The sequence below is a fragment of the Actinomadura meyerae genome (genome assembly GCF_900188445.1).
GTDB lineage: Bacteria > Actinomycetota > Actinomycetes > Streptosporangiales > Streptosporangiaceae > Spirillospora > Spirillospora meyerae.
Genome location: NZ_FZOR01000035.1, coordinates 30,450 through 56,849 on the forward strand (window position 1 = coordinate 30,450; position 26,400 = coordinate 56,849).

26 protein-coding genes are annotated in these 26,400 nt (G+C 75.1%); 13 read left to right on the plus strand and 13 right to left on the minus strand.

Features of this window, described 5'->3' with window-relative positions:
* Positions 1 to 94: 94 nt before the first annotated feature.
* The 3 genes from CHF16_RS28970 to CHF16_RS28980 all read right to left on the minus strand — a co-directional run bounded on the left by CHF16_RS28970 (position 95) and on the right by CHF16_RS28980 (position 3,829).
* A complete protein-coding gene (locus tag CHF16_RS28970) occupies positions 95 to 1,162 on the minus strand; it encodes a DUF3616 domain-containing protein (protein WP_089329316.1) in 1,068 nt (355 codons plus the stop codon).
* Positions 1,163 to 1,223: 61 nt separating this feature from the next.
* The gene (locus CHF16_RS28975; protein ID WP_245869425.1) at positions 1,224 to 2,372 is read right to left on the minus strand and encodes a cytochrome P450; all 1,149 of its coding nucleotides are present in this window, start codon (positions 2,370 to 2,372) and stop codon (positions 1,224 to 1,226) included.
* Between the two features lie 77 nt (positions 2,373 to 2,449).
* Entirely contained in the window at positions 2,450 to 3,829 is a 1,380-nt protein-coding gene (locus CHF16_RS28980; RefSeq protein WP_089329317.1) for a KamA family radical SAM protein, read from the minus strand.
* A gap of 142 nt (positions 3,830 to 3,971) precedes the next feature.
* On the opposite strand from CHF16_RS28980, the gene kdd reads away from it, so the two are divergent.
* Positions 3,972 to 5,054, plus strand: coding sequence for an L-erythro-3,5-diaminohexanoate dehydrogenase (kdd, locus tag CHF16_RS28985; RefSeq protein ID WP_089329318.1), 1,083 nt, complete (start codon positions 3,972 to 3,974; stop codon positions 5,052 to 5,054).
* 52 nt (positions 5,055 to 5,106) lie between these two features.
* Positions 5,107 to 6,438, plus strand: a complete 1,332-nt coding sequence (locus tag CHF16_RS28990; protein WP_089329319.1) for a DUF2252 domain-containing protein — start codon at positions 5,107 to 5,109, stop codon at positions 6,436 to 6,438.
* A gap of 44 nt (positions 6,439 to 6,482) precedes the next feature.
* On the opposite strand, the gene CHF16_RS28995 is transcribed toward CHF16_RS28990, so the two are convergent.
* A complete protein-coding gene (locus CHF16_RS28995; RefSeq protein ID WP_143228160.1) occupies positions 6,483 to 8,096 on the minus strand; it encodes a SpoIIE family protein phosphatase in 1,614 nt (537 codons plus the stop codon).
* 98 nt (positions 8,097 to 8,194) lie between these two features.
* Here CHF16_RS28995 and CHF16_RS29000 point away from each other — a divergent pair, with 98 nt between their 5' ends.
* A complete protein-coding gene (locus CHF16_RS29000; protein ID WP_089329321.1) occupies positions 8,195 to 8,995 on the plus strand; it encodes an SAM-dependent methyltransferase in 801 nt (266 codons plus the stop codon).
* A gap of 144 nt (positions 8,996 to 9,139) precedes the next feature.
* On the opposite strand, the gene CHF16_RS29005 is transcribed toward CHF16_RS29000, so the two are convergent.
* Positions 9,140 to 9,748: a hypothetical protein gene (locus CHF16_RS29005; RefSeq protein ID WP_089329322.1), complete on the minus strand. Its 609-nt coding sequence runs from the start codon at positions 9,746 to 9,748 to the stop codon at positions 9,140 to 9,142.
* 1 nt (position 9,749) lies between these two features.
* Positions 9,750 to 10,514 (minus strand): bestrophin-like domain, encoded by a 765-nt coding sequence (locus tag CHF16_RS29010; protein ID WP_089329323.1) that lies wholly within the window; start codon positions 10,512 to 10,514, stop codon positions 9,750 to 9,752.
* Positions 10,515 to 10,786: 272 nt separating this feature from the next.
* Between CHF16_RS29010 and kamD the strand changes: the two genes are divergently transcribed.
* The 6 genes from kamD to CHF16_RS29040 all read left to right on the plus strand — a co-directional run bounded on the left by kamD (position 10,787) and on the right by CHF16_RS29040 (position 17,347).
* Positions 10,787 to 12,412 carry a lysine 5,6-aminomutase subunit alpha gene (gene kamD / locus CHF16_RS29015; RefSeq protein ID WP_089329324.1) on the plus strand — a complete coding sequence of 542 codons (1,626 nt, stop codon included), beginning with the start codon at positions 10,787 to 10,789 and terminating at the stop codon, positions 12,410 to 12,412.
* Positions 12,409 to 13,284 (plus strand): lysine 5,6-aminomutase subunit beta, encoded by an 876-nt coding sequence (kamE, locus tag CHF16_RS29020; protein ID WP_089329325.1) that lies wholly within the window; start codon positions 12,409 to 12,411, stop codon positions 13,282 to 13,284. The genes kamD and kamE overlap by 4 nt, the downstream gene beginning before the upstream one ends.
* Positions 13,277 to 13,681: a 3-aminobutyryl-CoA ammonia lyase gene (gene kal, locus CHF16_RS29025; RefSeq protein ID WP_089329326.1), complete on the plus strand. Its 405-nt coding sequence runs from the start codon at positions 13,277 to 13,279 to the stop codon at positions 13,679 to 13,681. Before kamE ends, kal begins: the two co-directional genes overlap by 8 nt.
* A gap of 484 nt (positions 13,682 to 14,165) precedes the next feature.
* Positions 14,166 to 15,863 (plus strand): apolipoprotein N-acyltransferase, encoded by a 1,698-nt coding sequence (gene lnt, locus CHF16_RS29030; RefSeq protein WP_245869428.1) that lies wholly within the window; start codon positions 14,166 to 14,168, stop codon positions 15,861 to 15,863.
* 5 nt (positions 15,864 to 15,868) lie between these two features.
* Positions 15,869 to 16,615, plus strand: coding sequence for a polyprenol monophosphomannose synthase (locus CHF16_RS29035; RefSeq protein WP_089329327.1), 747 nt, complete (start codon positions 15,869 to 15,871; stop codon positions 16,613 to 16,615).
* 90 nt (positions 16,616 to 16,705) lie between these two features.
* The gene (locus tag CHF16_RS29040; RefSeq protein ID WP_089329328.1) at positions 16,706 to 17,347 is read left to right on the plus strand and encodes an FxsA family protein; all 642 of its coding nucleotides are present in this window, start codon (positions 16,706 to 16,708) and stop codon (positions 17,345 to 17,347) included.
* A 16-nt stretch (positions 17,348 to 17,363) separates the two neighbouring features.
* On the opposite strand, the gene CHF16_RS29045 is transcribed toward CHF16_RS29040, so the two are convergent.
* From CHF16_RS29045 to CHF16_RS29055, 3 genes are read right to left on the minus strand one after another with little or no spacing between them, the layout of a single operon-like run.
* Entirely contained in the window at positions 17,364 to 18,149 is a 786-nt protein-coding gene (locus CHF16_RS29045; protein WP_089329329.1) for an ABC transporter permease subunit, read from the minus strand.
* Positions 18,146 to 19,600: a DUF1349 domain-containing protein gene (locus CHF16_RS29050; RefSeq protein WP_089329330.1), complete on the minus strand. Its 1,455-nt coding sequence runs from the start codon at positions 19,598 to 19,600 to the stop codon at positions 18,146 to 18,148. The genes CHF16_RS29045 and CHF16_RS29050 overlap by 4 nt, the downstream gene beginning before the upstream one ends.
* Positions 19,597 to 20,526: an ABC transporter ATP-binding protein gene (locus tag CHF16_RS29055; protein WP_089329331.1), complete on the minus strand. Its 930-nt coding sequence runs from the start codon at positions 20,524 to 20,526 to the stop codon at positions 19,597 to 19,599. Before CHF16_RS29055 ends, CHF16_RS29050 begins: the two co-directional genes overlap by 4 nt.
* Before the next feature lie 136 nt (positions 20,527 to 20,662).
* Here CHF16_RS29055 and CHF16_RS29060 point away from each other — a divergent pair, with 136 nt between their 5' ends.
* Positions 20,663 to 21,655 carry a sensor histidine kinase gene (locus CHF16_RS29060; RefSeq protein WP_218826887.1) on the plus strand — a complete coding sequence of 331 codons (993 nt, stop codon included), beginning with the start codon at positions 20,663 to 20,665 and terminating at the stop codon, positions 21,653 to 21,655.
* Positions 21,652 to 22,314, plus strand: coding sequence for a response regulator (locus CHF16_RS29065; protein ID WP_089329333.1), 663 nt, complete (start codon positions 21,652 to 21,654; stop codon positions 22,312 to 22,314). Before CHF16_RS29060 ends, CHF16_RS29065 begins: the two co-directional genes overlap by 4 nt.
* Before the next feature lie 100 nt (positions 22,315 to 22,414).
* Here CHF16_RS29065 and CHF16_RS29070 read toward each other — a convergent pair whose 3' ends face one another.
* The 3 genes from CHF16_RS29070 to CHF16_RS29080 all read right to left on the minus strand — a co-directional run bounded on the left by CHF16_RS29070 (position 22,415) and on the right by CHF16_RS29080 (position 24,066).
* Positions 22,415 to 22,759: an RNA polymerase-binding protein RbpA gene (locus CHF16_RS29070; protein WP_067802035.1), complete on the minus strand. Its 345-nt coding sequence runs from the start codon at positions 22,757 to 22,759 to the stop codon at positions 22,415 to 22,417.
* 141 nt (positions 22,760 to 22,900) lie between these two features.
* The gene (locus CHF16_RS29075; RefSeq protein WP_089329334.1) at positions 22,901 to 23,506 is read right to left on the minus strand and encodes an ATP-dependent Clp protease proteolytic subunit; all 606 of its coding nucleotides are present in this window, start codon (positions 23,504 to 23,506) and stop codon (positions 22,901 to 22,903) included.
* Positions 23,503 to 24,066 (minus strand): ClpP family protease, encoded by a 564-nt coding sequence (locus CHF16_RS29080; RefSeq protein ID WP_089329375.1) that lies wholly within the window; start codon positions 24,064 to 24,066, stop codon positions 23,503 to 23,505. The genes CHF16_RS29075 and CHF16_RS29080 overlap by 4 nt, the downstream gene beginning before the upstream one ends.
* A 167-nt stretch (positions 24,067 to 24,233) precedes the next feature.
* Between CHF16_RS29080 and CHF16_RS29085 the strand changes: the two genes are divergently transcribed.
* The gene (locus CHF16_RS29085; protein ID WP_089329335.1) at positions 24,234 to 24,530 is read left to right on the plus strand and encodes a type II toxin-antitoxin system Phd/YefM family antitoxin; all 297 of its coding nucleotides are present in this window, start codon (positions 24,234 to 24,236) and stop codon (positions 24,528 to 24,530) included.
* Here the strand turns inward: CHF16_RS29085 and CHF16_RS29090 are convergent.
* On the minus strand, positions 24,475 to 25,491 hold the full coding sequence (locus CHF16_RS29090; RefSeq protein ID WP_089329336.1) for a GlxA family transcriptional regulator: 1,017 nt from the start codon (positions 25,489 to 25,491) through the stop codon (positions 24,475 to 24,477). The genes CHF16_RS29085 and CHF16_RS29090 overlap by 56 nt on opposite strands.
* 89 nt (positions 25,492 to 25,580) lie before the next feature.
* Here CHF16_RS29090 and CHF16_RS29095 point away from each other — a divergent pair, with 89 nt between their 5' ends.
* Entirely contained in the window at positions 25,581 to 26,399 is an 819-nt protein-coding gene (locus CHF16_RS29095) for a dienelactone hydrolase family protein (protein WP_089329337.1), read from the plus strand.
* The last annotated feature ends 1 nt before the right edge of the window (position 26,400 follow it).

Below are 26,400 nucleotides of genomic sequence, written 5' to 3' on the forward strand. Positions count from 1 at the left end.
CCCCTTCGAACTCCTGCCGGTTGCAGGGCCATCCAAGCAGATGACGCAAGCGAGCGCTTATTGGGGTGGGCGCGGCACCGCGGAGGCTTCGGGGCTAGCCGAACGCGACGATGTCCGCGATCACGCCGCCCTCCGCCGTGAGGCGCTCGGGGGAGGGGCTGTCGTAGACGACGAGCATGCGGGTGCCCGGCTCGTCCAGGACGGCGATGCCCTCGGCGTGGTCGTCGCCGTCGCCGTGCGGCAGCTCGCCCAGCACCTCCAGCTCGGCGGCGGTGACGATCTCGGCGGCGTCGGCCTTCGCCGCGCCCCGCCACCGCACGACGCGCACCGGGCCGTCGAGGTCCATGCTCGGGCCGGTCAGGATGAGCAGGTCGTCGCCGTGCGGGCACAGGTCGCGGATGCCGAGGCCGCCGAGGTCGAGGAAGTGGGTGCGGTACAGGTCGCCGCCGTCGCCGACGGGCAGCGCCCTCAGCCGCCGCGGGTCGTCCGGGTCGGTGCCGGGGCGGATCTCCACCAGCACCGCCCAGCCGCGCAGCACCGGCCCGCGGAAGCCGATGTAGAGGCGGTCGCCGTGCGCGGCGATGCCCTCGATGTCGACGCCGTTGTCCTTGCTCGGGATGGACAGGAACGGCGCGAGGTGCGGGTCGCCCGCCAGCAGGTCGGTGATCGAGTCCTTGCCGAGGCCGAGCACGGCGGCGGTGCGGCCGCCGTCCTCGCGGACGACGCGGGGCAGGCCGTCCTCCCCGGTGACGAGGGGGAGCCGGACGAGGATGAAGCGGTTGTCCTCGCGGACGACGGTGGCCAGCCGCTTGCGGGCCTTGGCGTCGCTCTGCCCCGGCTTGATCTTCTTGCGCTTGAGGCTGTGCGACCCGACGGCCCACAGCCAGCCGTTGGCGCGGCCGAGGCCCTCGATGTCGGCCTCCTCGTCCGCGCCGGCGGGCAGCGGGACGAGGTCGGCGAGCGCGACCGTGAGCTGGTCGCCGTACCCGGTGACGCGCCCGGCGCCGTCCACGGCGGCGGTGAGCCGCTCGATGGTGGCCGTCTCGTCGCCCGCGACCCACAGGCAGCGGCCGTCCTGGCGTACGGCGGACAGATTGGTGTGCGTCTCCGCCTCCCGGCTCTCCAGCCCGAAGCGCAACTCGACCCGGCGTTCCACGATCATGGGGAAATGCTCCCATAACGGCGCGCCCCGACGGGCCGTCCGGGCGGTCCGCAACCGGCCGTCAGGCGTCCCACCTGACGTGCAGCCGCGGTGGCTTCCGGAAGACCAGGCCGTGCGGCCGGGCCGGGCGGTCCGGGTCGAGCCGCAGGCCGGGCAGCCGGTCCAGCAGCGCGGTGAGGGCGGTGCGGGCCTCCAGCCGCGCCAGGTGCGCGCCGAAGCAGAAGTGCGGCCCGTGCGCGAACGCCAGGTGCTCGGCGGCGTTCGCGCGGCGCACGTCGAACCGGTCGGGGTCGGGGAAGACCGACGGGTCGCGGTTGGCGCCCGCGATCGACACCCGGACGAGGTCGCCCGCGCGGACCGCCGCCCCGCCGAGGCGGGTGTCGCGGGTGGCGTACCGGTCGACGACCGACGCCGAGGGCTCCAGCCGCAGCGACTCCTCGATCGCGGCGGGCAGCAGGCCGCGGTCGTCCCGGACGAGCCTCAGCTGGCCGGGGTCGCGCAGCAGGTGCAGCGCGGCGTTGGCGATCATCCCCTCGGTGGTGTCGATGCCGCCGAACATCAGGATCGCGGCGTTCGCCACGACCTCGGCGGTGGAGAGGTCGCGGCGGGCGGCCTCGGCGAGCAGCGACCCGGGGCGGGACGCGGCGACGGCCTCCTCTACCGCGGCGCGCAGCAGCCGGTACGCCTCCCCGGCGCGCGGGGGCGCGGCCCCGCCCGCGGTGATCGCGGACACGGCGTCGACGAAGGAGGCGTACCAGGAGCGGACGGTCTCCGCGTCCACGCCGTACAGGCCGAGGGCCTCGGTGACGACGGCGACGGCGAGCGGGCCGGCGAGCTCGCCGCGCAGCTCCGCCTCGCCCGCCGGCGCCAGCGCGCCGACGAGCCGCCCGGCCTCGGCCTCGACGAACGCGGTGAACCGCTCGCGGGTCGGCGCCGGGCGGAACGGGCGGGAGAACGCGTCGCGGTGCCGGGTGTGGTCGGGCCCGTCCAGCGACAGCATGCTCGGCCCGACGACCTGCGCGGTGGAGAAGCGCGGATCGTCGACCGTGAACGCGGCGGAGTCGCGCATGACGGCCAGCGCGAGGTCGCGGGACGTCACGAGCCAGCCGCCGAGGGCGGGGACGAACGCGACGGGCTCCCTCTCGCGCAGCCGGGCCAGATGGGGGTGCGGATCGTCCTCCAGCTGGGCGATCGTCAGGTCGGAGGTCACCCGCCCGACCCTATGCGCGCCATACCTGATCTACAACGTAAAGGCGCCGGGCCGGTCGGCTCGCGGGACTCGACGGCTCACGCGGCCCCGGAACGTTCCCGCCACCACCGCCGTCCCTCCGCCGGGAGCGTGTAGATCGGGTCGTGGTACTCGTACCGGCGGGTCAGCGCGTCCGGGTCGGACAGCTCCAGGCCGGTGCGGTAGTTCTTCGTCCAGTAGGAGATGCCGCGCTCGCGGTCGTAGTCGGCGAGCTGGTGCACCCACCGCTTGCCGACGTAGGGGACGTCGCAGACGATGCGCGGGGTGGCGAACCCGGGCAGGTACCCCATGATCGCGTGCTGCAGCTCCTGCGCCTCCCAGACGGCGAGCCGCCAGTGCTCGCTGTTGGGGATCATGTCGCACATGTACAGGTAGTACGGCATGATCCCGGCCTCGTCGAGCAGCGCGAACGACAGGTCGAGCAGCGCGGCGGGGGAGTCGTTGACCCCGCGCAGCAGCACGCCCTGGTTGCGGACGTCGCGGATGCCGGTGTCCAGCATCGCGCGGGCGGCCTTCGCGACCAGCGGCGTCACCGACTGGGCGGCGTTGACGTGGGTGTGGATCGCGATCTGGGCGCCGCGCTCGCGGGCCTTGGCGGCAAGGCGCTCCATGCCGGCGCGGACCTCGTCCTGCAGCCAGTGCTGCGGCAGCCCCATGAGCGCCTTGCTGGCCAGCCGGATGTCGCGGATGTTGTCGATGTCCAGCAGCGAGCCGACGAACGACTCCAGCCGCGCCCACGGCATGTTGGCGACGTCGCCGCCGGAGACGACGACGTCGCGGACGCCGGGGGTGCGGCGCAGGTAGTCCAGCATGGCGCCGAGCCGGTCCGGCGGCTTGATGGTGAACTTGTGCTTGTCGACCGCCGGCGTGGAGTTGCCGACCAGGTCCATGCGGGTGCAGTGGCCGCAGTACTGCGGGCAGGTCGGCAGGATCTCGGCCAGCACCTTGGTGGGGTAGCGGTGCGTGAGGCCCTCGACCGCCCACATCTCGGCCTCGTGCAGCGAGTCGCGGGAGGCGTGCGGGTGGGACGGCCAGTCGGTGCGCCGGTCGCTGAACACCGGGAGCATGTAGCGGCGCACGGGGTCGGCGTAGAAGGCCTCGGTGGACGAGGAGTCCATCGTGTTGAGCATCTGCGGGGGCAGCAGCATCGACATCGTGGCGCGCTCGGCCTGGTCGCGCTCCAGGTCGGCGTAGAACGACTCGTCGAGCAGGTCGCCCATGACCTGCCGGAGCTGCCGCAGGTTCTTCACGCAGTGGGCGCGCTGCCACTGCGCCGACTCCCATTCGGCCTCCGTGACGTCCCGCCACCCGGGCAGGCGCCGCCAGTCGGGCTCCTCCAGGGGCCGGCGCCGGTAGAGGTACGGCTGGCGAGCGGTCTCTTCGGACAGGACGGCGTCCGGGTGCAGGGCAGTGGTCATCGTCGACCGCCTCCTAGCCTCACATTGATCGCGCAAAACTCTTGTATGGGCCCGACGTTACGGGAAGACTTTCGATGAAACTAGTGGTGCCCTGAACATCTTGCGCTACACCGGGCGATTTCGGAAGAGAGGCGGGACGGCGATGACCGACGGCGGGGCGGCCCTGACGGGCGGGCGCGCGGACCGGGGGACGGACACGGCGACGGCGGTGGGCCTGCACCGGGTGCTGGAGCCGGCGGGCGTGCTGCCGCAGGCGGCGCACCGCCTCGACACCGACCCGCGGATCCGGCCCGACGAGGTCCGCATCGTCGTCGAGCGCCTCAACCTCGACGCCGCGTCCTACCGGCAGCTGCGCACCGCGCACGGCGGCGACCCGGACGCCGTCCGCGCCGAGGTGCTGCGGATCATCGGCGAGCGCGGCAAGATGCACAACCCCGTCACCGGGTCGGGCGGCATGCTCGTCGGCACCGTCGAGGAGGCCGGCCCGGAGTCGCCGCTCGGCCTGGCGCCCGGCGACCGCGTCGCCACCCTCGTCTCCCTCACCCTCACCCCGCTGGCCGTCACCGACGGCCTCGCCGGCTGGGACGGGCTGTCGGAGCAGGTGCCCGCCCGCGGCCACGCGATCCTGTTCGCCCGCTCCATCGCCGCCGTCCTGCCGGACGACCTGCCGGTCCCGCTGGCGCTCGCCGTCATGGACGTGTGCGGCGCCCCCGCCCTCACCGCCCGGGTCGTCGCCGCCCGCGGCGCCCCGTCGGTCGCGGTGCTCGGCGCCGCCGGCAAGTCCGGCTGCCTGGCGCTGGCCGCCGCGCGCCGCGCCGGCGCGTCCCGCGTGATCGGGCTGGTGCCCACCGCCGAGGAGGAGGACCGCCTCACCGCGTCCCGGCTCGCCGACGCCGTCGTGCGCGCCGACGCCCGCGACCCCGTCGCCGTGGCCGCCGCCATCGGCGAGCCCGTCGACGTCACCGTCGTGTGCGTGGACGTCCCCGGCTGCGAGCACGGCGCGATCCTCGCCACCGCGCCCGGCGGCACCGTCGTGTTCTTCTCGATGGCGACCTCCTTCCCCGCCGCCGCGCTCGGCGCCGAGGGCCTCGCCGCCGACGTCACGATGCTCATCGGCAACGGGTACGTCCCCGGCCACGCCGAGACCGCCCTCGACCTCGTCCGGACGGAACCGGCCGTGCGTGCGCTGTTCACCGCCCGGACAGGCCCGGATTCGGCACAATGACCGGGAACGCCCCGGCAGCGGCGGGGCTCACCCGATCATCGAGGGAGAGAGAATGGCGAGCATCACCGAGGAGCTGCGCGGGCGGGACCCCAAGGAGCGCCGCGCGCAGATCGTCGACGTCCTGGTCGACGCGTTCTCGGACCTGATGGAGCGCAGCCCCGCCGAGTTCCGCCGCCGCTTCCGCAAGATGGCCTCCGACCCGTTCGCGTTCTACCGGGGCAGCGCCTGCCTGTTCTACGCCGACATCGCCGGCGACGACGACCCGTGGGCCGACGAGCGCACCTCCCGCGTGTGGATCCAGGGCGACCTGCACGCGCAGAACTTCGGCACCTACATGAACGACGACGGCGTGTTCGTCTTCGACGTCAACGACTACGACGAGGCCTACGTCGGGCACTTCACCTGGGACGTCAAGCGGTTCGTCGCGAGCCTGGCGCTGCTGGCGTGGCAGAAGGCGATCTCCGACGCCGACATCCGCCGGCTCATCGAGACCTACGTGCGCGCCTACGTCGACCAGGTCCGCACGTTCGCCGCGCACGAGGGCGACGAGAAGTTCGCGCTGACCCTCGACACCACCGACGGCTACGTGCGGGACGTGCTCGTCGCCGCGATGGGCGGCACCCGCATCGGGCTGCTGGCGGAGATGACGGTCGTGGAGGGCGCCGAGCGCCGCTTCAAGGACCGGCCCGGCGTCCGCCGGCTCGGCGACGCCGAACGCGACGCCGTCGAGGCCGCCTACCGGGAGTACCTGACGACGATCCCCGCCGAGAAGCGGTTCGGCAGCCTGACCTACACGGTCAAGGACATCGTCGGCGCGTCCGGGTTCGGCATCGGCTCGGCCGGGCTGTCGGCCTACAACATCCTCGTCGAGGGCAATACCCAGGCGCTGGAGAACGACGTCATCCTGTCGATGAAGCAGGGCAACGTCGCCGCGCCGAGCCGCATCGTCCACGACGAGCGCATCCGCGCCTACTTCGAGCACCACGGGCACCGCACCGCGGTGTCGCGCCGCGCGCTGCAGGCCAACAGCGACCCCTGGCTCGGCCACACCCGCATCGGCGACGTCGGCTACGTCGTGCAGGAGCTGTCCCCCTACGAGGAGGACCTCGACTGGGGCGGCCTCACCGAGCCCGAGGACATGCTCTCGGTGCTGGACGACCTGGGCCGCGCCACCGCCAAGGTGCACTGCGTGTCCGACACCGACTCCGACCACACCCTGGTCGGCTTCCAGGTCGAGGACGCCATCAACGCGGTGATCGGCCCGGACGAGGCGGCGTTCGTCGAGGCGATGACCGGGTTCGGCACCCGCTACGCCGAGATCGTCCGCGACGACCACGCCTACTTCGTCGACGCGTTCCGCAACCACGAGATCCCCGGCCTGTAGGGCCGGGCCGGGCGGCGCGCCCACGCTCGGGGCGCGCCGCCCGGTCAGGCCGCCGCCGGGCGGATCAGCAGCAGTGCGATGTCGTCGTGGCCCTGCTGGTCGGACAGCAGGGCCAGGACGCCGTCGGCGGTGTCCTCCAGCGACGCGGACCGGGAGGCGACCAGCGCCGACGCAAGCCGGGCGATGCCCTGGTCGATGTTGCGCATGCGGCTCTCCACCAGCCCGTCGGTGTAGAACGCGAGGGTGGCGCCCGGCGGGATCCGCGCCTCCAGCTGCTCGTAGGCGGGCGGGTGGTCGGCGTCGGACACCCCGAGCGGCAGCCCCTGCGGGAACGCGAACCGCCGCGCCGTCCCGTCGGGCAGCGCCAGCAGCGGCGGCGGGTGCCCCGCGCACGCCAGCTCGCAGCGCAGCGTCGCCGGGTCGCACACCATGCACAGGCACGTCGCGAACTGGGCGGCGTCCAGGTCCTGGGCGATGGAGTCGAGCCGCTCCAGCACCTCCGCGGGCGGGAACTCGCAGCTCACCAGGGTGTGCGCGGCGACCCGCAGCTGCCCCATCGCGGCGGCGGCGGTGACGCCGTGCCCGACCGAGTCGCCGATCACGACCGCGACCCGGTCGCCGGGCAGCGGGACCACGTCGTACCAGTCGCCGCCGACGCCGCTGCGCGCCGGCCGGTACCGGTGCGCGATCTCCAGGCCGGGCGGGACGGCGAGCCCGGCGGGCAGCAGCCCCGCCTTCAGCGCGGTGGCGGTGCGGTGCTCGCGCCGGTACAGGCACGCGTTGTCGACGCAGGTCGCGGCACGCCCGGCCAGCTCGGCGGCCAGCGCGGCGTCGGCGGCGGCGAACGGCAGCCGGCCGCGCTTGCGGCTGAACACCGCGAACCCCAGCGCCCGGCCCCGCGCCACCAGCGGCACGGCCAGCAGCGACACGTGGTCCAGCAGCCCGTCGATGACGCGGCCGGTGCGCGTGGCCATCGTGTCCTGGACGGCGTCGCCGCCGAACTCGACCATGGCGCCGCCGGTGACGCAGCGGGCGTAGGGGGTGGACGGCGGGTAGACGATGACCTCGCCGACGGGGAACTCGCGGGACCAGTCGCTCGGGTCGTCCTCGGCGAACGCGACCGCGAGGCGCCGCACGACCACCGAGCCGTCGGCCTCCCCGGCGGGCTGGTCGCCGGCCCCGGGGTGGTCGTCGTCGGCGAGGAGCCGCTCCAGCACGTAGATGGCGCCGGCGTCGGCGAACCGGGGGACGGTGACCGAGACGATCTCGCGGGCGGTGCGGTGCAGGTCGAGGGTGGAGCCGATGCGGCGGCCCGCCTCGTTGAGCAGCTCCAGCCCGCCGGCCCAGGGCGGCGACACCGTCAGCACGGCGGAGGTGCCGCCGTCCGCGCACGCGAGCGGGGCGCAGGTGACCGACACGCCGTCGCCCGACAGCGGCAGCACTCCGGACCACGAGCGGCCGGATGCGGCCGTCTTCAGCGCGGCGGCGAGCGGCTCGGCGGCGCCGGGGCGGCCGAGGAGGGCGGGCAGCGCGGCGCCGACCGCCTCCGCGGCGTCGCAGGCGAACAGGCGCGCGGCGCCCTCGCTCCACCCGGTGACCCTGCCGTCGGGGGCGAGCAGGACGATCACCGGCTCGGGTCGTGCGGGCTGTTCGGACATCGGTCCTCGCCGTCCGGTCGCGGGCGCCGCGCGAGACGGGCCGCGTTACGCTGAGTCCGCCCCGCGACTGCACCCCTCGGTCATTAGGGAGACGATGCATGGACTCCGAGTGGATACCACCCGAGGTCGACAGTCGAAGGCCAAGCGTCGCACGGGTCTACGACTTCCTGCTCGGCGGAGCCCACAATTTCGCCTCGGATCGTGACCTGGCGACCGGGCTGCTGCGGGTGGAGCCGCAGGCCCGGGAGCTGGCCAGGGCGAACCGGGCGTTCCTGCGGCGCGCGGTGCGCACGCTGGCCGCGTCCGGCGTGGCGCAGTTCGTCGACATCGGGTCGGGCATCCCGACGCAGGGCAACGTGCACGAGGTCGCGCAGAGCGTGAACCCCGGCGCGCGGGTGGTGTACGTCGACAACGACGACGTCGCCGTGGCGCACAGCCGCTCGATCCTGGCGGGCAACGACCAGGCCGCCGTCCTGCAGGCCGACATGCGGCGTCCGGCCGACATCCTCGCCGACCCGGAGCTGAAGCGGCTGGTGGACCTGTCGCGGCCGGTGGCGTTCCTGCTGGTGGCGGCCCTGCACCTGGTCAAGCCGGAGGAGGACCCGGACGCGATCGTCGCGACGCTCCGCGACGCCGCCGCCCCCGGCAGCCACCTGGTCATCTCGCACCTCACCCACGAGGCCCAGCCCGGCAAGACCGCCGCGATCGGCAAGCTCTACGACCGGGCCAGCTCCCCGGCGGTGGCCCGCTCGCACGCGGAGATCCTGCGGTTCTTCGACGGCTGGGAACTGCTGGACCCGGGCCTGGTGTACGTGCCGCTGTGGCGGCCGGACGAGGGCGAGGCCGTCGAGTCCCCCGAGCGGTTCCTGGTGTACGGCGGCGTGGGCCGCCTCCCCTGACCACCCCGCTCGACCGGACCCCGGCCTGCGGGCCGTTCGGCGTTCGAGTTCGTTCCGGCGGCCCCGGCGCGCCGCCGACCGGCCCGGCTCGCTCGTGCGCGGGCCGGGCCGGGGCCGCGTGCGGGGGTGTCCGGTGCGGGGGTGTCAGCGGGCGAAGGCGATCGCGGTGCCGGCGCTGATCACGACCGCGAGGACGACCAGGACGAGCGAGGTGTCCAGCGGGTCGCGGCGGCGCGGCGGCGCCTTCACCGCCCGCGGTGCCGTGTGCGCCGGCGCCGGGGACGCCCGCTCGGGTTCGCGCTCGGGCGGCGGTGGCGGTGCCGGACGCGTGCGCGGAGGCGGCGGCGGGGCCTGCACGGCCGCCGGGCGGGGCGGCGGCGGTGCCGGGCGCGGCGCGGGTGCGGGGGAGTGGCCGGCCGGCGCGGCGGGCTCGGGCGGCGGTGCCGGGGCCTCGGGCGGCGGTGGTTCCTCGGGCGGCGGCGGTGGTGGTTCCTCCGGTGGCGGCGCGGGCGGTTCCGGCGGCGGTGGAGGCGGCGCCTCCACCGGCGGCGGGGGCGGCGGCGCGGGCTTGGGCGGGTGGCAGGGGGAGCCGCCCTGGCCGGAGCCGGGCCCGATCTCGATGTCGATGCACACGCTGATGACCGGGTGCGGGGTCGGGTCGGCGAGCGCGGCGCCGGGGAAGGCGAGCGCGCCCGCGACCGCGGCGGGCAGCACGGCCAGCAGCGCGGCGGGCCGCGGCGGCAGCGGGCGCATCTCAGCCTCCCGCCCCGGCGCGCACCAGCTCCGCCTGCAGGTGGGTGAACGCCTCCGGGCCGACGGCGAGGGCGCCGTCGAACACATGGGAGATGTCGACGGTCAGGTAGGCCCCGGCGGCCAGCAGCGCCGCCATGATCGACAGCGGTATGAGCGTCGCGCCGCGCGGGCGGGCGCCGGACAGGAACGGCAGCAGCAGCACCGCGGCGCCGGTGAGGAACGTCATCGCGAGGAGCCCGCCCGGCGGGGTCGTCCGCGCGTCGGCGGCGCGCTGGTTGCGGGCGCCGGAGATCTCGCCGAGGTGGTCGAGGACGGAGTTGCGGGCGTCCTTCAGCTCGTCGGAGTCGGCCTTGACGCCCGTGACATAGCGGCGCAGGTCGTCCAGGGTCCGCTGGCCGTCGGCGCTGAGGCGGCCGTGCTCCATCAGCCGCCACTCGGGGCCGCGCACCAGGGCGACGTACCGGCTCAGCTCCGCCCGGACGTGCCGCTCGTCGGGCGCCGGCAGCCGGCCGGCGGCCCAGTACGCCTCGGAGATCGCCTGGGTCTCGGCGTAGGTGTTGGAGCGCGCCGCGTCGGCGGTCGTCCACGGCACCACGATGGCGATGGCGAACGCCAGCAGGAACAGCGCCGACAGCATCGCCCCGGTGTGCGCGGTGGTGGGGCCGTCGGGGTCGGGGTCGTCCACGCCCTTCAGGCGGCGGACGAGCCGGCTCGCCACGAGCACCACGCCGATCGCGCAGGCCGCGGCCGCACAGTAAAGGATCATGCCACTCCCGCGTTGGGCTGTTATCACTGAGGGTGAGTTTAATTTCACGTACGGTCGTTACCGGTGGGTTCGGAGCTGACCGTCACCTGAAGGTGACATGACCGCCCGGACAGGGAAGGTGATCGGTGCGGGCGCGGCCAGGTCGGAGGAATCTGCCGCGACTTCTTGTGAAATACGCTGTTCATGCCGGAAGATCTCCCGTAGTGAACCCGGTATGAAGGATGATTGTTCGGACCGGCCTGAGAGGGGCGGCTGCGTGAGGGGAGACGGCGATGGCGCCGCAGGGAAAGCTGGACCTCGACCCGGAGGCGGTGCGCACCGCCCGGCGGCTCGCCGCCCGCGCGGCCGAGCCGATCATCGAGATGGCGCGCTCCCACACCACCGTCTCGGTTGAGCGGGCCCTGCTGCGCCTGGCCGGCCTCACCGGCGCCGACGCCGACGGGCTGCCGTGGGTCAACCACCTCGCCGACGCCGTCCGCGACCAGGTCGGCCTGGAGCACGGCCTCGCGCTCCCGGTCTGGGACGCCCTGCTGGCGGGCCCGCACGGCTCGCTCGACGACCTGGCGCGGGCCGCCGCCGCCGGACGGGTGAGGTTCCGGCTCCCGTCCGGCACCGACGCCGCCCACGCGCGCAAGGCCGCCGCCGAGGCCGCGCGCGGCGGCATCGCCCGCATCGACCGGCGCCGCGCCGAGCGCGACCGGATGCTGGCCGAGCTGCCCGCCCCCGACAGCGCCGACCCGCCGCAGCCGCTGGTGTACCTGATCGTGGCGACCGGCGACATCTACGAGGACATCCCGCAGGCGCAGGCCGCCGCACGCGAGGGCGCCGACGTCGTCGCGGTGATCCGCTCCACCGGCCAGTCGCTGCTGGACTTCGTCCCCGAGGGCGCCACCCGCGAGGGCTACGCCGGCACCTACGCCACCCGCGAGAACTTCCGGCTGATGCGCGCCGCGCTGGACGACGTGTCCCGCGAGCTCGGCCGCTACGTCCGGCTGACCAACTACGCCTCCGGGCTGTGCATGCCCGAGATCGCCGCGCTCGCCGGGCTGGAGCGCCTGGACATGATGCTCAACGACTGCATGTACGGCATCATCTTCCGCGACATCAACCCCCGCCGCACGTTCATCGACCAGCGGTTCTCCCGGCAGGTCCACGCCCGCGCCGGCATCGTCATCAACACCGGCGAGGACAACTACCTCACCACCGCCGACGCGGTCGACGCCGCGCACACCGTGGTCGTCAGCCAGCTGCTCAACGAGCGGTTCGGGCACGAGGCGGGCCTCGCCGACGCCCAGCTCGGCCTCGGCCACGCCTTCGAGATCGACCCGGCGGTGCCCGAGTCGTTCCGGCTCGAGCTCGCGCACGCCCAGCTCGTCCGGGAGCTGTTCCCCGGCGCGCCGCTGAAGTACATGCCGCCCACCAAGCACATGACCGGCAACATCTTCGCCGGCTACCTGCTGGACGCCTTCTTCAACCTCGCCGGCGTGATGACCGGCCAGTCGATCATCCTGATCGGGATGATGACCGAGGGCATCCACACCCCCTGGCTGTCGGACCGCGACCTCGCGCTGGAGAACGTCCGCTACGTCCGCGACGCCTGCGGGAGCCTCGCCGAGGACTTCGCGCCCCGCCCGGACGGGATGATCGTCCAGCGCGCCCGGCGGGTGCTGGCCGAGTCGGTGGAGCTGCTCGAGCGCGTCGCCGACGACGGGCTGCTCAACGCCATCGCCGAGGGGACCTTCGGCGTCACCCGCCGCCCGCCCGACGGCGGCAAGGGCCTGGACGGCGTCGTCCCCCGCGCCGACGGCTACTTCAACCCCGCCATCGACATCCTCGACACCGAGGACCCGCACGCCGGCGGCACCGCCGGCGCCGCCCAGCAGGAGGTGCCCGCATGACCGTCGAGAGCCCCGGGACCGGCACGCGGATCCCCGCCGAGCCCGCCGACACCCGCCAGGTCATCCGCCCCTACGGCGACACCACGGGCGACGGCATGGTGCAGATGTCGTTCACCCTGCCCGTCCCCGCCGGCAAGCGCGCCGAGGCCGCCGCCCTGCAGCTCGCCGGGAAGATGGGCCTGGACCCCGCCAGCGTCGTGCACGCCAAGCCGATGGGGCCCGACTTCACCTTCTTCATCGTGTACGGCAAGGTGCGGCACCTGATCGACTACGCCTCCATCCCCGCCCCCGAGGAGCGCGCCTACCCGCTGCTGACCTCGCAGGAGGTGAACCTGGCGATCCGCCGCGCGCTGAACCGGCGGCTGGTGGTCGTCGGCGCCTGCATCGGCACCGACGCCCACACCGTGGGCATCGACGCGATCCTGAACGTCAAGGGCTACGCGGGGGAGAAGGGCCTGGAGTACTACCGGGAGATCCAGGTCGTGAACATGGGCGCCCAGGTCACCGTCGAGGAGCTGGTGGAGCGCGCGAAGGCCGAGAACGCCGACGCGGTCCTGGTGTCGCAGGTCGTCACCCAGCGCAACGCGCACCTGCACAACACCAAGCAGATGGCCGCCGCGTTCCACGCCGAGTACCCGACCGCCGTGGCGGGCGGGGTGGGGCGGCCGCTGCTGGTCGTCGGCGGCCCGCGCTTCGACACCGTCACCGAGGCCGACCTCGGCGTCGACCGGATCTTCGGCAAGGGCACCACGCCCGCGGAGGTCGCCAGCTACCTCGTCCACGCCCTGCTGCCCGCCGGCGCCGGCGCCGGCCACGGGGACGACCCCGCGGACGACCACCGGAACGACCACGGAGGCCACGACGATGAGTGATCCGCGCGAGGGGACGACCGTCACCCACCGCCGCTACATCCCCTACTCCCACGCCCACTACGCCGGCGACCTGGTCGACGGCGCCTACGTCCTCGGGCTGTTCGGCGACGCGGCCACCGAGCTGTGCATCCGCACCGACGGCGACGAGGGCCTGTTCGCCTCCTACTCCGACGTCCAGTTCCGCGCCCCGGTCAAGGCCGGGGACGTGCTGGAGACCACCGCCGTGCTGGTCCGCGCCGGGACCCGCAGCCGCGCGATGGAGTTCGAGGCCCGCGTGGTGTGCCGGGGCCGCCCCGACAAGGGCGAGTCGGCCGCCGAGGTGCTGGACGAGCCGATCACGGCGGTCACCGCGACCGGCACGGTGGTGGTCGCCGCCACCGATTTCGCGGATGGCTGATCATGCCGCTGACCTGCGACGACGCGAGTCGCCGCAGAACATGCGGCGGTTGACATGAGGCCGGAAGCCGGTAGTTTTGCAGCAGTCCAGCACGGGACTCACCGATCGGCCGCCCGAGGCGCCGCCGGGCATCGCACCACGACGGGGACGGGGGACCACGCGAGTGGTCCGGTTTCGTGTCCGCCTCAGCCAGTGCGGTGATCCGGGAGCGGGCCCGGGCGGAGCCGCCCGATCGCGCGGGGGGTTGGACCCGGGAAGGGCCCGGACATCCAGTAGAAAACGGAGGCTCGTTCTCACCGCCTGTGGGACGGCTCCGGCCCGACGGATGTCGCGGGCCCTCTTCCGCGTCCGGACCTCCCCGCTCAGGCCCCCCGGCCCCCGTCTCCCCGGCGGCGCCCGCGTTCCCGGCGGCGCCCGCCCGGTCGCCGCGGGCGTCCGCGCCCGGTAGCGTTCCGGGAAGGGAACGAGCGAACGAGGTGGGGACGTGGCCCAGGAGACCCTGCGCGACCGGCCGCCGGCCGGAGGCCCCGGCGACGGCCGGGACGGCGCGCCCGGCGCCGCGGCCCCGTCGGGGCGGTTGAGCCGCCTGCGCGGCGCCCTGCGGAGCGGCGGCCGCGCGGGCTGGCCGCGGACCCTGCTGGCCGTGGCCGCCGGACTGGCCATGTGGCTGGCGTTCCCGCCGCTCGACCTGACCCCGCTGGCCCCCGTGGGCGTCGCGCTGCTCATCCTCGTGCTGCGGGGCCTGCCGGCCCGGACCGGCGCCTGGGTCGCGTTCGTCGCCGGCGCGGCGTTCTTCCTGCCCGTCCTGGAGGGCATCTCCGCGATCGGCCCGGACGGCTGGATCGTCCTCAGCCTCGTCCAGGCGCTGTACTTCCTGCCGCTGGGCGCCGGAATCGCGGTCGTGACCCGGCTGCCCGCCTGGCCGCTGTGGACGGCCGCGCTGTGGGTCGGCGAGGAGCTGATCCGCGGCCGGGTCCCGTTCGGGGGGTTCCCGTGGGCGCGGCTGGCCTTCAGCCAGACCGCCACGCCCCTCACCCCGTACGCGTCCTACGGCGGCGCGCCCCTGGTGACGTTCGTGACCGCGCTGATCGGCGGGCTGCTCGCCTTCGCCGCCGTCGCCGCGCACCGCGCCCGCACCGCCCGCCGGGCCGCCGAGTCCGCCGAGTCCGCGGAGTCCGCGGAGGGGCCGGAGCGCCCGCCCGCGGCGCGCCGGGCGCTGGTCCCGGCCGCGGGCGCCCTCGCCCTCATCGCCGCGCTCACCGGCGGCGGGCTGCTGATCCCCACCCCCGCCTCGGGCCGCCCCGTCACCGTCGCGGTGATCCAGGGCAACGTCCCGCGCCTCGGCCTGGACTTCCTCGGCCAGCGCAAGGCCGTCCTGAACAACCACGTGAAGGCCACCCACGAGCTGGCCGCCAGGGTCCGCGCCGGCGAGCTGCCCCGGCCCGAGCTGGTGGTGTGGCCAGAGAACGCCAGCGACCTCGACCCCTACGCCGAGCCCGAGGCCTACACCGCCATCGACGGCGCGGTGAAGGACGTCGGCGTCCCCGTCCTGGTGGGCGCCCTCACCGACACGCCCGACGGGGAGAAGGTCGAGAACCGCGGCATCGTCTGGGACCCGCGCAGCGGCCCCGGCGACTACTACGTCAAGCGGCACCCCGTCCCGTTCGGGGAGTACCTGCCGTTCCGCGACGTCCTCACCAAGCTGATCACCCGGTTCGAGCGGATCCCCCGCGACTTCGCCAAGGGCACCCGCTCGGGGGTGATGCGGCTCGGCCCGGTCACCGTCGGCGACGTGATCTGCTTCGAGGTCGCCTACGACACCGAGGTCCGCGACGTCGCGGCGGGGGACCTGCTGGTCGTGCAGACCAACAACGCCACCTACGGCCGCACCACCCTGCCGCCGCAGCAGATCGCGATGTCCCGGCTGCGCGCGGTCGAACATGGCCGTACGATCTTGGTGGCCGCGACCAGCGGGATCAGCGCGATCGTCGCCCCGGACGGCCGGATGCTCGACGAGTCGCGCGAGTTCGTGCCCGACATCCAGGTCGGGACCGTCCCGGCGCGCACCGCGCGGACGCTCGCGGACCGGGTGGGCGCGGCGCCGGAGTGGGCGCTGGCGGCGCTCGGGCTCGGCGCCGTCCTCGCGGCGGCATGGACAGCCAGGAAGAACGAGGGGAATTGACACCGATGGAGATCCCAGCCGGCCTGGGCCGGGTGCTCGTGATCATCCCGACCTACAACGAGCGGGACAACATCGAGCGCATCGCCGGCCGGGTCCGCGCGGCCGTCCCGTCGGTGGACGTCCTGGTGGTCGACGACGCGAGCCCCGACGGCACCGGCGAGGTCGCCGACGCCATGGCCGCGGAGGACGAGCAGATCCGGGTCCTGCACCGCGCGGGCAAGGACGGCCTCGGTCCCGCCTACATCGCCGGGTTCCGGTGGGCCGCCGAGCACGGCTACGACGTCATGGTCGAGATGGACGCCGACGGCTCCCACCAGCCCGAGGAGCTGCCGCGGCTGCTGGCCGCGCTGGAGGACGCCGACCTGGTCATCGGCGCCCGCTGGGTCCCCGGCGGGAAGGTGCGCAACTGGCCCAAGCGGCGCGAGGCGCTGTCGCGCGGCGCCAACACCTACGCCCGGCTCATGCTCGGCATCCCCCTGCACGACGCCACCGCCGGCTACCGCGCCTTCCGCGCCGCGACCCTGGCCAAGATCGGGCTGGACGAGGTCGACTCGCGCGGCTACTGCTTCCAGATCGACCTGGCGCTGCGGGCGGTCCGGCAGGGGCTGCGCGTGGTGGAGGTGCCGATCACGTTCGTCGAGCGCGAGCACGGCACCAGCAAGATGAGCCGGGACGTGATGGCCGAGGCGGCGCTGCGCATCACCCAGTGGGGGATGTCCGACCGCGTCGCCAAGATCCGCCCGCCGCGCTGAGGCGCGGGCGCGGACGCGGGGCGCGGGAAACGTTCGGGCGCGTCCCCGCGTTGTTGTTAGGAGAGGCTCACCCGACGCGAAGATGAGGCCATGCCGCTGCTGCTGATCGTCCTCGGAATCCTGGCCGTGCCCGTGCTGGAGATCTTCGTGATCCTCCAGGTCGGCGCCGCCATCGGCGGCTGGGCCACGGCCGGGCTGCTGGCCGCCGAGGCGGTGCTCGGCGCGTGGCTCGTCCGGCGCGAGGGCCGGCGCGCCTGGCGCGCCCTGAACGAGGCCGTCCGCGGCGGCACCCCGCCCGAGCGCGGGCTCGGCGACAGCGCACTGGTCATGGCCGGCGGCATGCTGCTGCTGTTCCCCGGCTTCCTCACCGACGTCCCCGGGCTGCTGCTCGTCCTGCCGTTCACCCGGCCCCTGGCCCGGCGCGTCCTGTCGCGGTCCGCCGAGCGGCGGATGCGGGCGGCCGAGGAGCGCGCCGCCACCGTGTTCCCGCCCGGCCTCGGCGGTGCGGGATTCGACCCGTTCGGCCGCGGGGCGGGGCGTGCGGAGACCCCGCCGGGACCAGTGGTCCGCGGCGAGGTCATCCACGAGGACGGGGCAGAGGACGGTACGCGCCCCGGCGGTGCGGGTCCGGACGGTTCCCGCGGGCGCGTCGTGCGCGGCCACATCGTGAGCGGCGACACGGTGCGCGGCGACGGTGTGCGGGAGGACGACGACACGGCCTCCCGCGCCTGACCGCGCCCCCGGCCGGTCAGGCGTCCCGCAGCACGAACAGCGCCCCGCCCGCCAGCAGCGCGGCCGCCGCGTAGCACGCCAGCACCCCGAGGCCCTCCCACGGCCCGATCGGCAGCCGGTCCAGCCCGCGCGTCGCCTGCACCGCCAGGCCCGCCGTCATCGGCGCGGCCTTCTCCAGCCGCTCCCGCCACTCGCCGGTCGCGGCGAGCCGGGTGAGGACCGGGACGATCCACAGCAGCGCCAGCACCGCGGTGATCGCCGCCGCGGGCTCCCGCAGCGCCGTTCCCGCGCCGAGCGACAGCAGCGCCACCAGCACCAGGTACAGCACCGTGCCGGCCGCGGCCCGCGCCGTCGGGCCGTCCAGCGGGGACAGCGGCGGGTACCCGTTCGCGGCCGTGAACCCGTTGCCGGGCAGCAGGCCGCGCCCCGCCGCCAGCGACGCCAGCACCCCGGCCGTCCCTGCGGCGGCCACCGCGGCCGCGACCACGGCGGCCTTGGCGGCCAGCACCGCGATCCGCCGCGGCACCGCCGCCAGCGTCGCCGCGATGGTCCCGGTGGCGTACTCGCCGCCGACCGCGAGGACCCCGAGGACCACCGCCGCGACCTGCCCGATCTGGACGCCCGACAGCGCCAGCTTGGGCGTGTCCTCCATGCAGCCGCCGGGCGCGGTGCAGTGCGAGGTGTCCACCGACCCGGTCACGGCCGCGCCGACCGCCGCGGTGAGGCCCGCCAGCGCCAGCAGCACCCACCAGGTGCTCGGCAGCGTGCGCAGCTTCGTCCACTCCGCGTGCACCGCCCTCATGCGTCCCGCCGCCCCAGCAGCCACGCCGCGAGCGCCAGCGCCGCGGCGGTGTAGGCGCACAGCACCCCGAAGCCCGCCCACGGCGCGATCGCGGTGTCGAACCGCTCGACCGTCTGCTGGATCGCGAACCCGGCCGCGGGCGTGACCCGCTCCAGCCACCGCGCCGCCGACAGCGGCAGCGCCGTCGCGACGATCTGCGGGACGAGCAGGAGCAGCAGCACCAGCGTGATCGCGGGCGCGCTGCGCCGCACGATCACCGCGACCGCCAGCGAGAACACCGCGATCACCGCGAGCAGCGCGGCCGTGCCGAGGACCGCCCGCAGCACCGCGCCGTCCGACAGCGGCGGCGGCGCCAGGCCGTGCGAGCGCTGCACGGGCCCGGCCAGCAGCACCGCGCCGCCGGCGGCCGCCAGCCCGGCCACCAGCGCCGCCAGGCCCGCCACCACCGCCTTGGCCGCCAGCACCCGGCCGCGCCGGGGGCTCGCCGCGAACGTCGTGCGCAGCATCCCGCGCCGGAACTCGGCCGTCACGAACAGCACGGCCAGCGCGATGATCGCCGCCTGCCCGACCAGCACGCCGGTGAGGGTGGTCTTGGTGATGTCGTCGGCGAACAGGTCGGGGCCGATGTCGCCGGTGCCCTTCAGCGTGAAGGCCCCGCCGTCCCGCGTGCGCCCGTCCGCGTCCGGGGCGGCGGCTGGCCCGCCCGGCGCGTCCCGGTCCCGCCAGGACGCCCCCGGTACCGCCGGGGACACCGCCACGTGGTCGAACGTCGCCCGGGTCTCGCGCTGCTCGCCCGAGATGCTCTCGCCGCCGAACTGGCGCTGCACCTTCACCTCGTCGGGCACGGCCACGACCATCCCCGCCGGCGCCCGCCGCGGCAGGTCCGCCAGGCGCACCGACCCGACCCGGTGCCAGGTCCGGCCGTCCGCCGAGTCGTAGCCCGTCACGACCGCGCCGGAGCGGGCCAGCTTCAGCCAGCGCGGCGCGACGGCCGTCCCTCCGCCGGCGCCGCCGCTCTCGTAGCCGGTCTGCAGCCGGACGCCGTGGCCCGGCGTCACCACCAGCGCCGCGTAGGGGGTGCCGCGCTCGGCGCTGCCGCGGATCATCAGCCCGGCCTTCGCCCAGGCTCCGCCGCCGTCCTGGGCGGCGACCCGCGCGACGATCGCGCCGTCCCCCGCCAGGGGCAGGTAGGTGAAGTGGCCGAGGTCGAACGTGCCCGCCCGGTGCTGCGCCGCGGGCCCGCCGCCCGGCCCGGACGTCTCGGTGCCCGCCGCCGACAGCAGCGCCACCAGCACCGTCAGCAGCACCGCCGCCGGCAGGGTCAGCATCCACCGGGGGACGGTGCGCAGCTTGGTCCACTCCGCGAGCAGCAGGCGCCCGAACCCGTCGCGCGCCTCCTCCTGGACGGTGCTGCGGTACGCCGCGCCCGCCGCGGGCGCCGGGGCGCTCACCGCGCCTCCCCTCCGGTCAGGGCCTGGAACTCCACCGCGTCCCGGGTCAGCTCCATGTACGCCTCCTCCAGCGACGCCCGGTGCTCGGAGATCCCGGTGAACCCCACCCCGGCACCGGTCAGCAGGGCGATGATCCGCTCGGCGGGCAGGTCCGCGACCGTGACCGCGTCCGGTCCCGACGCCGTCACGGTGGCGCCCGCGCGGGCCAGCACCGTCATCGCCTCCCGCCGCTCGGCGGTGCGCACCTCCACCCGGCCACCGGACGCGGTCGCCAGCAGGTCCGCGACGGTGGTGTCGGCGATCAGCCGGCCCCGCCCGATCACCACCAGGTGGTCGGCGCCGCCCTCCAGCTCGCTCATCAGGTGGCTGGACACCAGCACCGCCCGCCCCTCGGAGGCCAGCGACCGCAGGAGCCCGCGGATCCAGGTGATGCCCTCGGGGTCGAGCCCGTTCACCGGCTCGTCGAACATCAGCGCCGGCGGGTCGCCGAGCAGCGCGGCGGCGATGCCGAGCCGCTGCCGCATGCCGAGCGAGAACCCGCCCGCCCGGCGCCGCGCCGCGCCGCCGAGCCCGGTCAGCTCGATCACCTCGTCCACCCGCCGCGCCGGCAGCCCGTTGGCGTGCGCCAGCCAGCGCAGGTGGTCGCGGGCCCGGCGCGCCGGATGCACCGCCGCCGCGTCGAGCATCGCGCCGAGGCGGCACAGCGGCGTCCGCAGCGACCGGTACGGCCGCCCGCCGACCAGCGCCGTCCCGGCGTCCGGCCGGTCCAACCCCATGATCATCCGCATGGTGGTGGACTTCCCGGCGCCGTTCGGGCCGACGAACCCGGTGACCCGCCCCGGTGCGGCCGTGAACGACAGCCCGTCCACGGCGACGGCGGACCCGTACCTCTTGCGCAGGTCCCGCACTTCGATGGTTGCGTCCATGACCCGGCACGCTACGGGCCGCCGCGGGCCCGGGTCGTCCCGCCGCGGAGCCGTCCTGCCGCGCGAGGGACGGGGGACGCGGGGTCCCCCGCACGAGGGACGCCGCCGCGCCGCGGTCCGCGCCACAATGGCGTGCGTGGCGGAGATCGACGGGCGGCACCTGTGGCCGGCGGCCGGCGCCTGCCTGGCCGCGGCGGGCGCGGCCGAGGCCGTCGTGCGCGCGCACGGCTCCGGCGCCGTGCTGCCGCTGGCGATCGCGGTGGACGTGTGCGCGACGCTGCCGCTGGCCGCCGTCCGCGACCGGGCCGGCGCCGCCGCGGCCGCGATCACCGTCGCCGCCGCCGCGGCGTGCGCCCTGCACCGCGGCGCCGCCGTCGCCGCGCTGGCCGCCCTGGCCACCGTGTGGACGGTGCTGGCGCTGCGGCGGATCCGGCGGCGCCGCGCCGCCGCCGCCGCGCTGGCCGCGTCCCGCCGCACGTTCGAGAGCACGCTGCTGGAGCACACCGCGCGCGGCGAGCGCGCCCGCATCGCCCGCGAGCTGCACGACGTCGTCGCCCACCACATCTCGATGATCTCCGTGCAGGCCGAGACGGCGCGGCTCGCGGTCCCGGGCATGCCCGCCGAGGGCGCCGAGCGGCTGCTGGCCATCGGCGACACCGCCCGCACCGCCCTGACCGAGATGCGGCGGCTGCTCGGCGTGCTGCGCGAGGACGCGGGCACCGGACCGGACCGCCGCCCGCAGCCGGGCCTGTCCCAGCTCCTCGACCTGGTCGACCAGACCCGCGAGTCGGGCGCCGGCGCGGTCCGGCTGATCGTCCGCGGGCACGTCGCCGCCCTGGACCCCGGCCTGGAGCTGGCCGCCTACCGGATCGCCCAGGAGGCGCTGACCAACGCGCGCAGGCACGCGCCCGGCGCCGCCGTCGACGTGGAGATCGACTACGCGCCGGACGCGCTGCGGGTGGCCGTCCGCGACAACGGACCCGGCCCCCGGGAGGCGGGCGCGCCCGCCGGGCACGGGCTGCTCGGCATGCGCGAGCGCGCCGCCGCCGCGGGCGGGGAGCTGCGCACCGGTCCCGGGCCGGTCGGCGGGTTCCTGGTCGAGGCCGTCCTGCCGGTGGAGGCGCCGTGACCGTGCGCGTGGTGGTCGCCGACGACCAGGAGGTCGTCCGGGCCGGGTTCGGGGCGCTGCTCGGCACCCAGCCGGACCTGGCCGTCGTGGCGACCGCGTCCGACGGCGCCGAGACGGTGCGGGCGTGCCGCGAGCACCGGCCCGACGTCGTGCTGATGGACGTGCGGATGCCCGTCATGGACGGCATCGAGGCCACCCGCCGCGTCACCGCCGCACCCGACCCGCCGCGGGTGCTGATGCTGACCACCTTCGACCTCGACGAGCACGTCTACGCCGCACTCGTCGCCGGGGCCAGCGGCTTCCTGCTCAAGGACGTCACCGCCGAGCGGCTGTTCGACGCCGTCCGGGTCGTCGCCGCCGGGGACGCGCTGCTCGCCCCGGCCGTCACCCGCCGCCTCATCGGGGAGTTCGCCCGGCTGCGTCCCCGCCCGCCCGAGCCGGACGTGCTGGACGCCCTCACCCCCCGCGAGACCGACGTGCTGCGCCTGGTCGCGGCGGGGCTGTCCAACGGCGAGATCGCCGGCCGCCTGGTGGTGGGGGAGGAGACGGTGAAGACCCATGTCAGCCGGATCCTGCGCAAGCTCGGGCTCCGCGACCGGGTGCAGGCCGTCGTCGCCGCCTACGAGAGCGGCCTCGTCCGGCCCCGCACGGGCGGCTGAGCCGCGCGTCCCCGGCAGGCGGAAGCGTCCCCGGACATGGAAGGGCCCGCACCGGTCGTCCGGTGCGGGCCCTTCCGCCGAAGAACTCTCCCCCGGTCCGCTAGGCGGACTTCCTGCGCCCGGCCCGCAGGATCTCCAGGCGCTCGGCGAGGACCTCCTCCAGGTCCTCGACGGTCCTGCGCTCCATGAGCATGTCCCAGTGGGTCCGCGGCGGCTTGCCCTTCTTGGCTTGGGGCAGTTCGCCGTCGACGCGCAGGGCGGTGGCGCCGCAGTTGCGGCATTCCCAGGTCATGGGCACCTCGGCCTCGGCGGCGAGCGTCACGGTGAACCGGTGGCCCTTCGTACAGGTGTAGTCCACCTCTTGGCGAGGGGCCAGATCGGTGTTGCGATCGTTCTCGTAGCTCGTCGCTCCGAGTCGGGTGCCGCGAAGTGCGCGCTCGGCCATCGTCACGTGCCTCCCAGACGGCTTGCGGTCTTGCCCTGACCAACGCTGAACACCGTGACAAGATTCCCCTCGGCGGGGTGATCCAACCCTGCCGTTTCCGGCCGCGGCCCGCCGCGGCCGCCGGAACCGCGGCCCGCGGCGCTACCCGCGCCCGGCGAGCACCGTGTCGATCAGCCCGTACTCCTTGGCCTCCTCGGCGGTGAAGTACCGCTCCCGGTCCAGGTCGCGGCGCACCGCCGTCGGCTCGCGCCCGGTCGCCTCGGCCAGGATCGCCTCGGTCTGCGCCCGCAGCCGCAGCACCTCCCGCGCCTGGATGTCCAGGTCGGTGGCGTACCCGCGGGACACCTCCATCTCCGGCTCGTGCAGCAGGATCCGCGCGCCCGGCAGCGCCTGCCGGCGGCCCGGCGAGCCCGCCGCCAGCAGCACCGCGGCCGCCGACCCGGCCTGCCCGACGCAGGTCGTCTCGACCTCGGGCCGGACGTAGCGCATGGTGTCGCAGATGGCCAGCATCGCCGTCAGCGCCCCGCCCGGCGAGTTGATGTAGAGGGAGATGGGCCGGTCGGCGTCCATGCCCTCCAGCGCGAGCAGCTGCGCGGTGACGTCGTTGGCGCTGGTGTCGTCCACCGGCGCGCCGAGGAAGACGATCCGGTCCTCGAACATCCGGTTGTAGGGGTTGGTGTCCTTGCGGCCGTAGCTCGTCCGCTCCTCGTACTCGGGGACGAGGTACCGCCGTTCCGCCCTTGTCATGTGCCCACCCGGTCGGTGCTGTCGATGACGTGGTCGACGAAGCCGTAGTCGCGGGCCTGCTCGGCGGTGAACCACCGGTCCCGGTCGCCGTCGGCCTCGATGCGCTCCAGCGGCTGACCGGTGTGGACCGCGGTCAGCTCCGCCAGCGTCCGCTTGAGGTAGAGCGACTGCTCGGCCTGGATCCTGATGTCGGACGCGGTGCCGCCGATCCCGCCGTGCGGCTGGTGCATCATCACCCGCGCGTGCCGCAGCGCGTACCGCTTGCCCCGCGTCCCCGCGCACAGCAGCGTCTGCCCCATGGACGCCGCCATGCCCATCGCGACGGTGGATATGTCGTTCGGGACGAACTGCATCATGTCGTAGATCGCCATGCCGGCGTCGACGACCCCGCCGGGGGAGTTGATGTAGAGCGTGATGTCGCGGCGGGCGTCCTGCGCCGCGAGCAGCAGCAGCTGCGCGTTCACGCGGTTGGCGACCTGGTCGTCGACCTCGGTGCCGAGGAACACGATCCGCTGCGCCAGGAGCCGCTCGAACAGCTGCGCCTCGGCGATCCGCGGCATCTCGGCCACGGCCGCCCGCGACCTTCCGGCGAACGTCTCCGCCCGCCGCCCGCTCCGGTCCTCCGCCATGTGCTCGCGCATCAGCCCTCCTCGAAAGTTGTTCTGTACAGACTGTACATTTTGAGGAGGACGTGCGGCGAGGCCGCCCCGACGACGTTCGCTATAGGATGAATGACGTGGAAATCGCGGTGACACAGGCCCGGAAGATCTTCGCGGAGCTTCTCAATCGGGTCGTCTACGGCGGCGAGGAGGTCGTCCTCACCCGCCATGGCAAGACCGTGGCCGCGATCGTCTCGGCCGAGGACCTGGAGCTCCTGCGCCAGGTCCGGTCGGCCCGGCTGGACCTGTCCCGCGCCGAGATGCCCACCGCGGACGAGGGGGCGCGCGGCATGCCGGAGGAGTCCCCGCTCAGGATCGCGGCCCGGTACCAGGCCCCGGGAAGGCGTCCGGGCTTCGGACGCTGAGCCGCCGGAAGGCGGTCCGGTAGTCGCGCGGGCGCCGTCCGGTGTGCCGGGCGAAGAGGGACGCGAAGGTGCCGGAGTCCCGGTAGCCGACCGCGGCGGCGACGGCGGCGACGGTGCCGTCCGTGGTCTCCAGGAGGTGGCGGGCGCGGCGGACGCGGGCGGCCTGCAGGTACTCCAGCGGGCTCTGCCCGGTCTCCTGCGCGAAGCGGCGCAGCAGCGTCCGGGTGCTGACGTTGAAGGCCTCCGCCAGCGCCGCGAGGTCGTACCGGGCGGCGAGGTTCTGGTCGAGCCACCGCATGACCCTGCGGGAGAACTCGTTCCCCGGCTGGGGGAGGAGACCGGCGTCGACGTAGGGGGCCTGCGACGACCGGGCGTCGTCGACGAGCGCCACCCGCGCGGTCCTGCGCGCCACCCCGGCGCCGCTGTGGCGGCGGATCAGCTCCAGCGCGAAGTCGTACATGGCGCTGAACGCGGCGGTGGTCGTCACTCCCGTGTCGGTGACGACCAGCTGCTCGGGCCGGATTTCGGCGTCCGGGCAGCGCCGTGCCAGCTCGTCCGCGAACAGCCACGCCGTCGTCGCCCGCCGCCGCGCCAGCAGGCCCGCCTCGGCCAGCAGGAACGCCCCGACGCAGATCGCGACGACGGCCCCGCCCGCGGCGGCGTGGGAGCGGATCGCCGCGATCTCGGGGGACAGCGACGCCAGTCTGGCGTCCACGTCGAGGCCGGGCGCGAGTTCGAAGCCGGGCACGACCAGGACGTCGACCTCGCGCAGCGGGGAGGCGGCCAGCACGGTGCCGCCGGACGCGGCGACGCGGCGGCGGGGCGAGACGACCGTCGCCTCGTAGCCGTCGCGGCCGGGGCCGGCGATGTGCCCGGCCATCGTCAGGAGGTCGGGGACGCCGAACACCTCGGACGCGAAGCACTCCGGATACGCCAGCACCCCGACCCGCAACGCGCTCATCCCGCCTCCTGTCCGGTGGCGAGATTACCCTGATAATTGGCGATCCGGCCTATCCCGGTGCGCGGGGGCGGCGGTCCAGGCTTGTCCCCATGAACGCGACCGAAGCGGGTCTCGACGACTCGATCACGGATTTCTCCCGCCGGCGGGTGGACGTCGACGGGGTGGTGAAGACGGTGTACGTCTCCGGGGACGGCCCGGGCGTCGTACTGATGCCGGAGATGCCCGGCATCAGCCCGGACGTCCTGCGGCTGGCGCGGTGGGTGCGGGACGCGGGGTTCACCGTGTACGTCCCCTCGCTGTTCGGCGCCGACGGGGCCTACCCCACGGCCGAGAACGGGCAGGAGGTCGTCCGCCGCGCGTGCGTCAGCGCCGAGTTCCGCGCCTTCGCCGGGGGCGGCACCAGCCCCGTCACCGCGTGGCTGCGCGGCCTGGCGCGGCAGGCGCACGGCGAGTGCGGCGGCCCGGGGGTCGGCGCGATCGGGCTGTGCTTCACCGGCAACTTCGCCCTGACGATGACGCTCGAGCCGTCCGTCATCGCGCCCGTGGTCAACCACCCGTCGCTGCCCCTGGACGACCCCGCGGGGCTCGAACTCGGCGACGAGGACGCCCGCGCCGTCCGGGAGCGCGTCGAGCGGGACGGGATCACGGTCCTGGCGTACCGGTTCGACAACGACCGCTGGTGCACCGGCCAGCGGTTCGCCGCCTACCGCAAGCTGCTCGGCGACGCCTTCGACGGCCGCGTCCTGCCGGGCGGCGCCGCCCGCACCGACCCGCCCCCGTTCTTCCGCGACGTCGTCCAGACCCCGCACAGCGTCACCACCGCCCACCTGGTCGACGAGGACGGCCACCCCACCCTGAAGGCGAGGGACGAGATCATCGCCTACCTGGCCGCCCGCCTGCACTCCTAGG

Excerpts from the sequence above, each read along its gene's own strand:
- CHF16_RS28990 (WP_089329319.1), top strand. The coding sequence starts at position 5,107 with ATGGCGAGCATCACCGAGGAGCTGCGCGGGCGGGACCCCAAGGAGCGC.
- CHF16_RS28980 (WP_089329317.1), bottom strand. The coding sequence starts at position 3,829 with ATGACCACTGCCCTGCACCCGGACGCCGTCCTGTCCGAAGAGACCGCT.
- kal (WP_089329326.1), top strand. The coding sequence starts at position 13,277 with ATGAGTGATCCGCGCGAGGGGACGACCGTCACCCACCGCCGCTACATC.
- CHF16_RS29080 (WP_089329375.1), bottom strand. The coding sequence starts at position 24,066 with ATGCCGCGGATCGCCGAGGCGCAGCTGTTCGAGCGGCTCCTGGCGCAG.
- CHF16_RS28995 (WP_143228160.1), bottom strand. The coding sequence starts at position 8,096 with ATGTCCGAACAGCCCGCACGACCCGAGCCGGTGATCGTCCTGCTCGCC.
- CHF16_RS29095 (WP_089329337.1), top strand. The coding sequence starts at position 25,581 with ATGAACGCGACCGAAGCGGGTCTCGACGACTCGATCACGGATTTCTCC.
- CHF16_RS29075 (WP_089329334.1), bottom strand. The coding sequence starts at position 23,506 with ATGACAAGGGCGGAACGGCGGTACCTCGTCCCCGAGTACGAGGAGCGG.
- CHF16_RS29085 (WP_089329335.1), top strand. The coding sequence starts at position 24,234 with ATGAATGACGTGGAAATCGCGGTGACACAGGCCCGGAAGATCTTCGCG.
- CHF16_RS29045 (WP_089329329.1), bottom strand. The coding sequence starts at position 18,149 with ATGAGGGCGGTGCACGCGGAGTGGACGAAGCTGCGCACGCTGCCGAGC.
- CHF16_RS29070 (WP_067802035.1), bottom strand. The coding sequence starts at position 22,759 with ATGGCCGAGCGCGCACTTCGCGGCACCCGACTCGGAGCGACGAGCTAC.
- CHF16_RS29005 (WP_089329322.1), bottom strand. The coding sequence starts at position 9,748 with ATGCGCCCGCTGCCGCCGCGGCCCGCCGCGCTGCTGGCCGTGCTGCCC.
- CHF16_RS28970 (WP_089329316.1), bottom strand. The coding sequence starts at position 1,162 with ATGATCGTGGAACGCCGGGTCGAGTTGCGCTTCGGGCTGGAGAGCCGG.
- kamE (WP_089329325.1), top strand. The coding sequence starts at position 12,409 with ATGACCGTCGAGAGCCCCGGGACCGGCACGCGGATCCCCGCCGAGCCC.
- CHF16_RS29035 (WP_089329327.1), top strand. The coding sequence starts at position 15,869 with ATGGAGATCCCAGCCGGCCTGGGCCGGGTGCTCGTGATCATCCCGACC.
- kamD (WP_089329324.1), top strand. The coding sequence starts at position 10,787 with ATGGCGCCGCAGGGAAAGCTGGACCTCGACCCGGAGGCGGTGCGCACC.
- kdd (WP_089329318.1), top strand. The coding sequence starts at position 3,972 with ATGACCGACGGCGGGGCGGCCCTGACGGGCGGGCGCGCGGACCGGGGG.
- CHF16_RS29055 (WP_089329331.1), bottom strand. The coding sequence starts at position 20,526 with ATGGACGCAACCATCGAAGTGCGGGACCTGCGCAAGAGGTACGGGTCC.
- CHF16_RS29000 (WP_089329321.1), top strand. The coding sequence starts at position 8,195 with ATGGACTCCGAGTGGATACCACCCGAGGTCGACAGTCGAAGGCCAAGC.
- CHF16_RS29090 (WP_089329336.1), bottom strand. The coding sequence starts at position 25,491 with ATGAGCGCGTTGCGGGTCGGGGTGCTGGCGTATCCGGAGTGCTTCGCG.
- CHF16_RS29010 (WP_089329323.1), bottom strand. The coding sequence starts at position 10,514 with ATGATCCTTTACTGTGCGGCCGCGGCCTGCGCGATCGGCGTGGTGCTC.
- CHF16_RS29040 (WP_089329328.1), top strand. The coding sequence starts at position 16,706 with ATGCCGCTGCTGCTGATCGTCCTCGGAATCCTGGCCGTGCCCGTGCTG.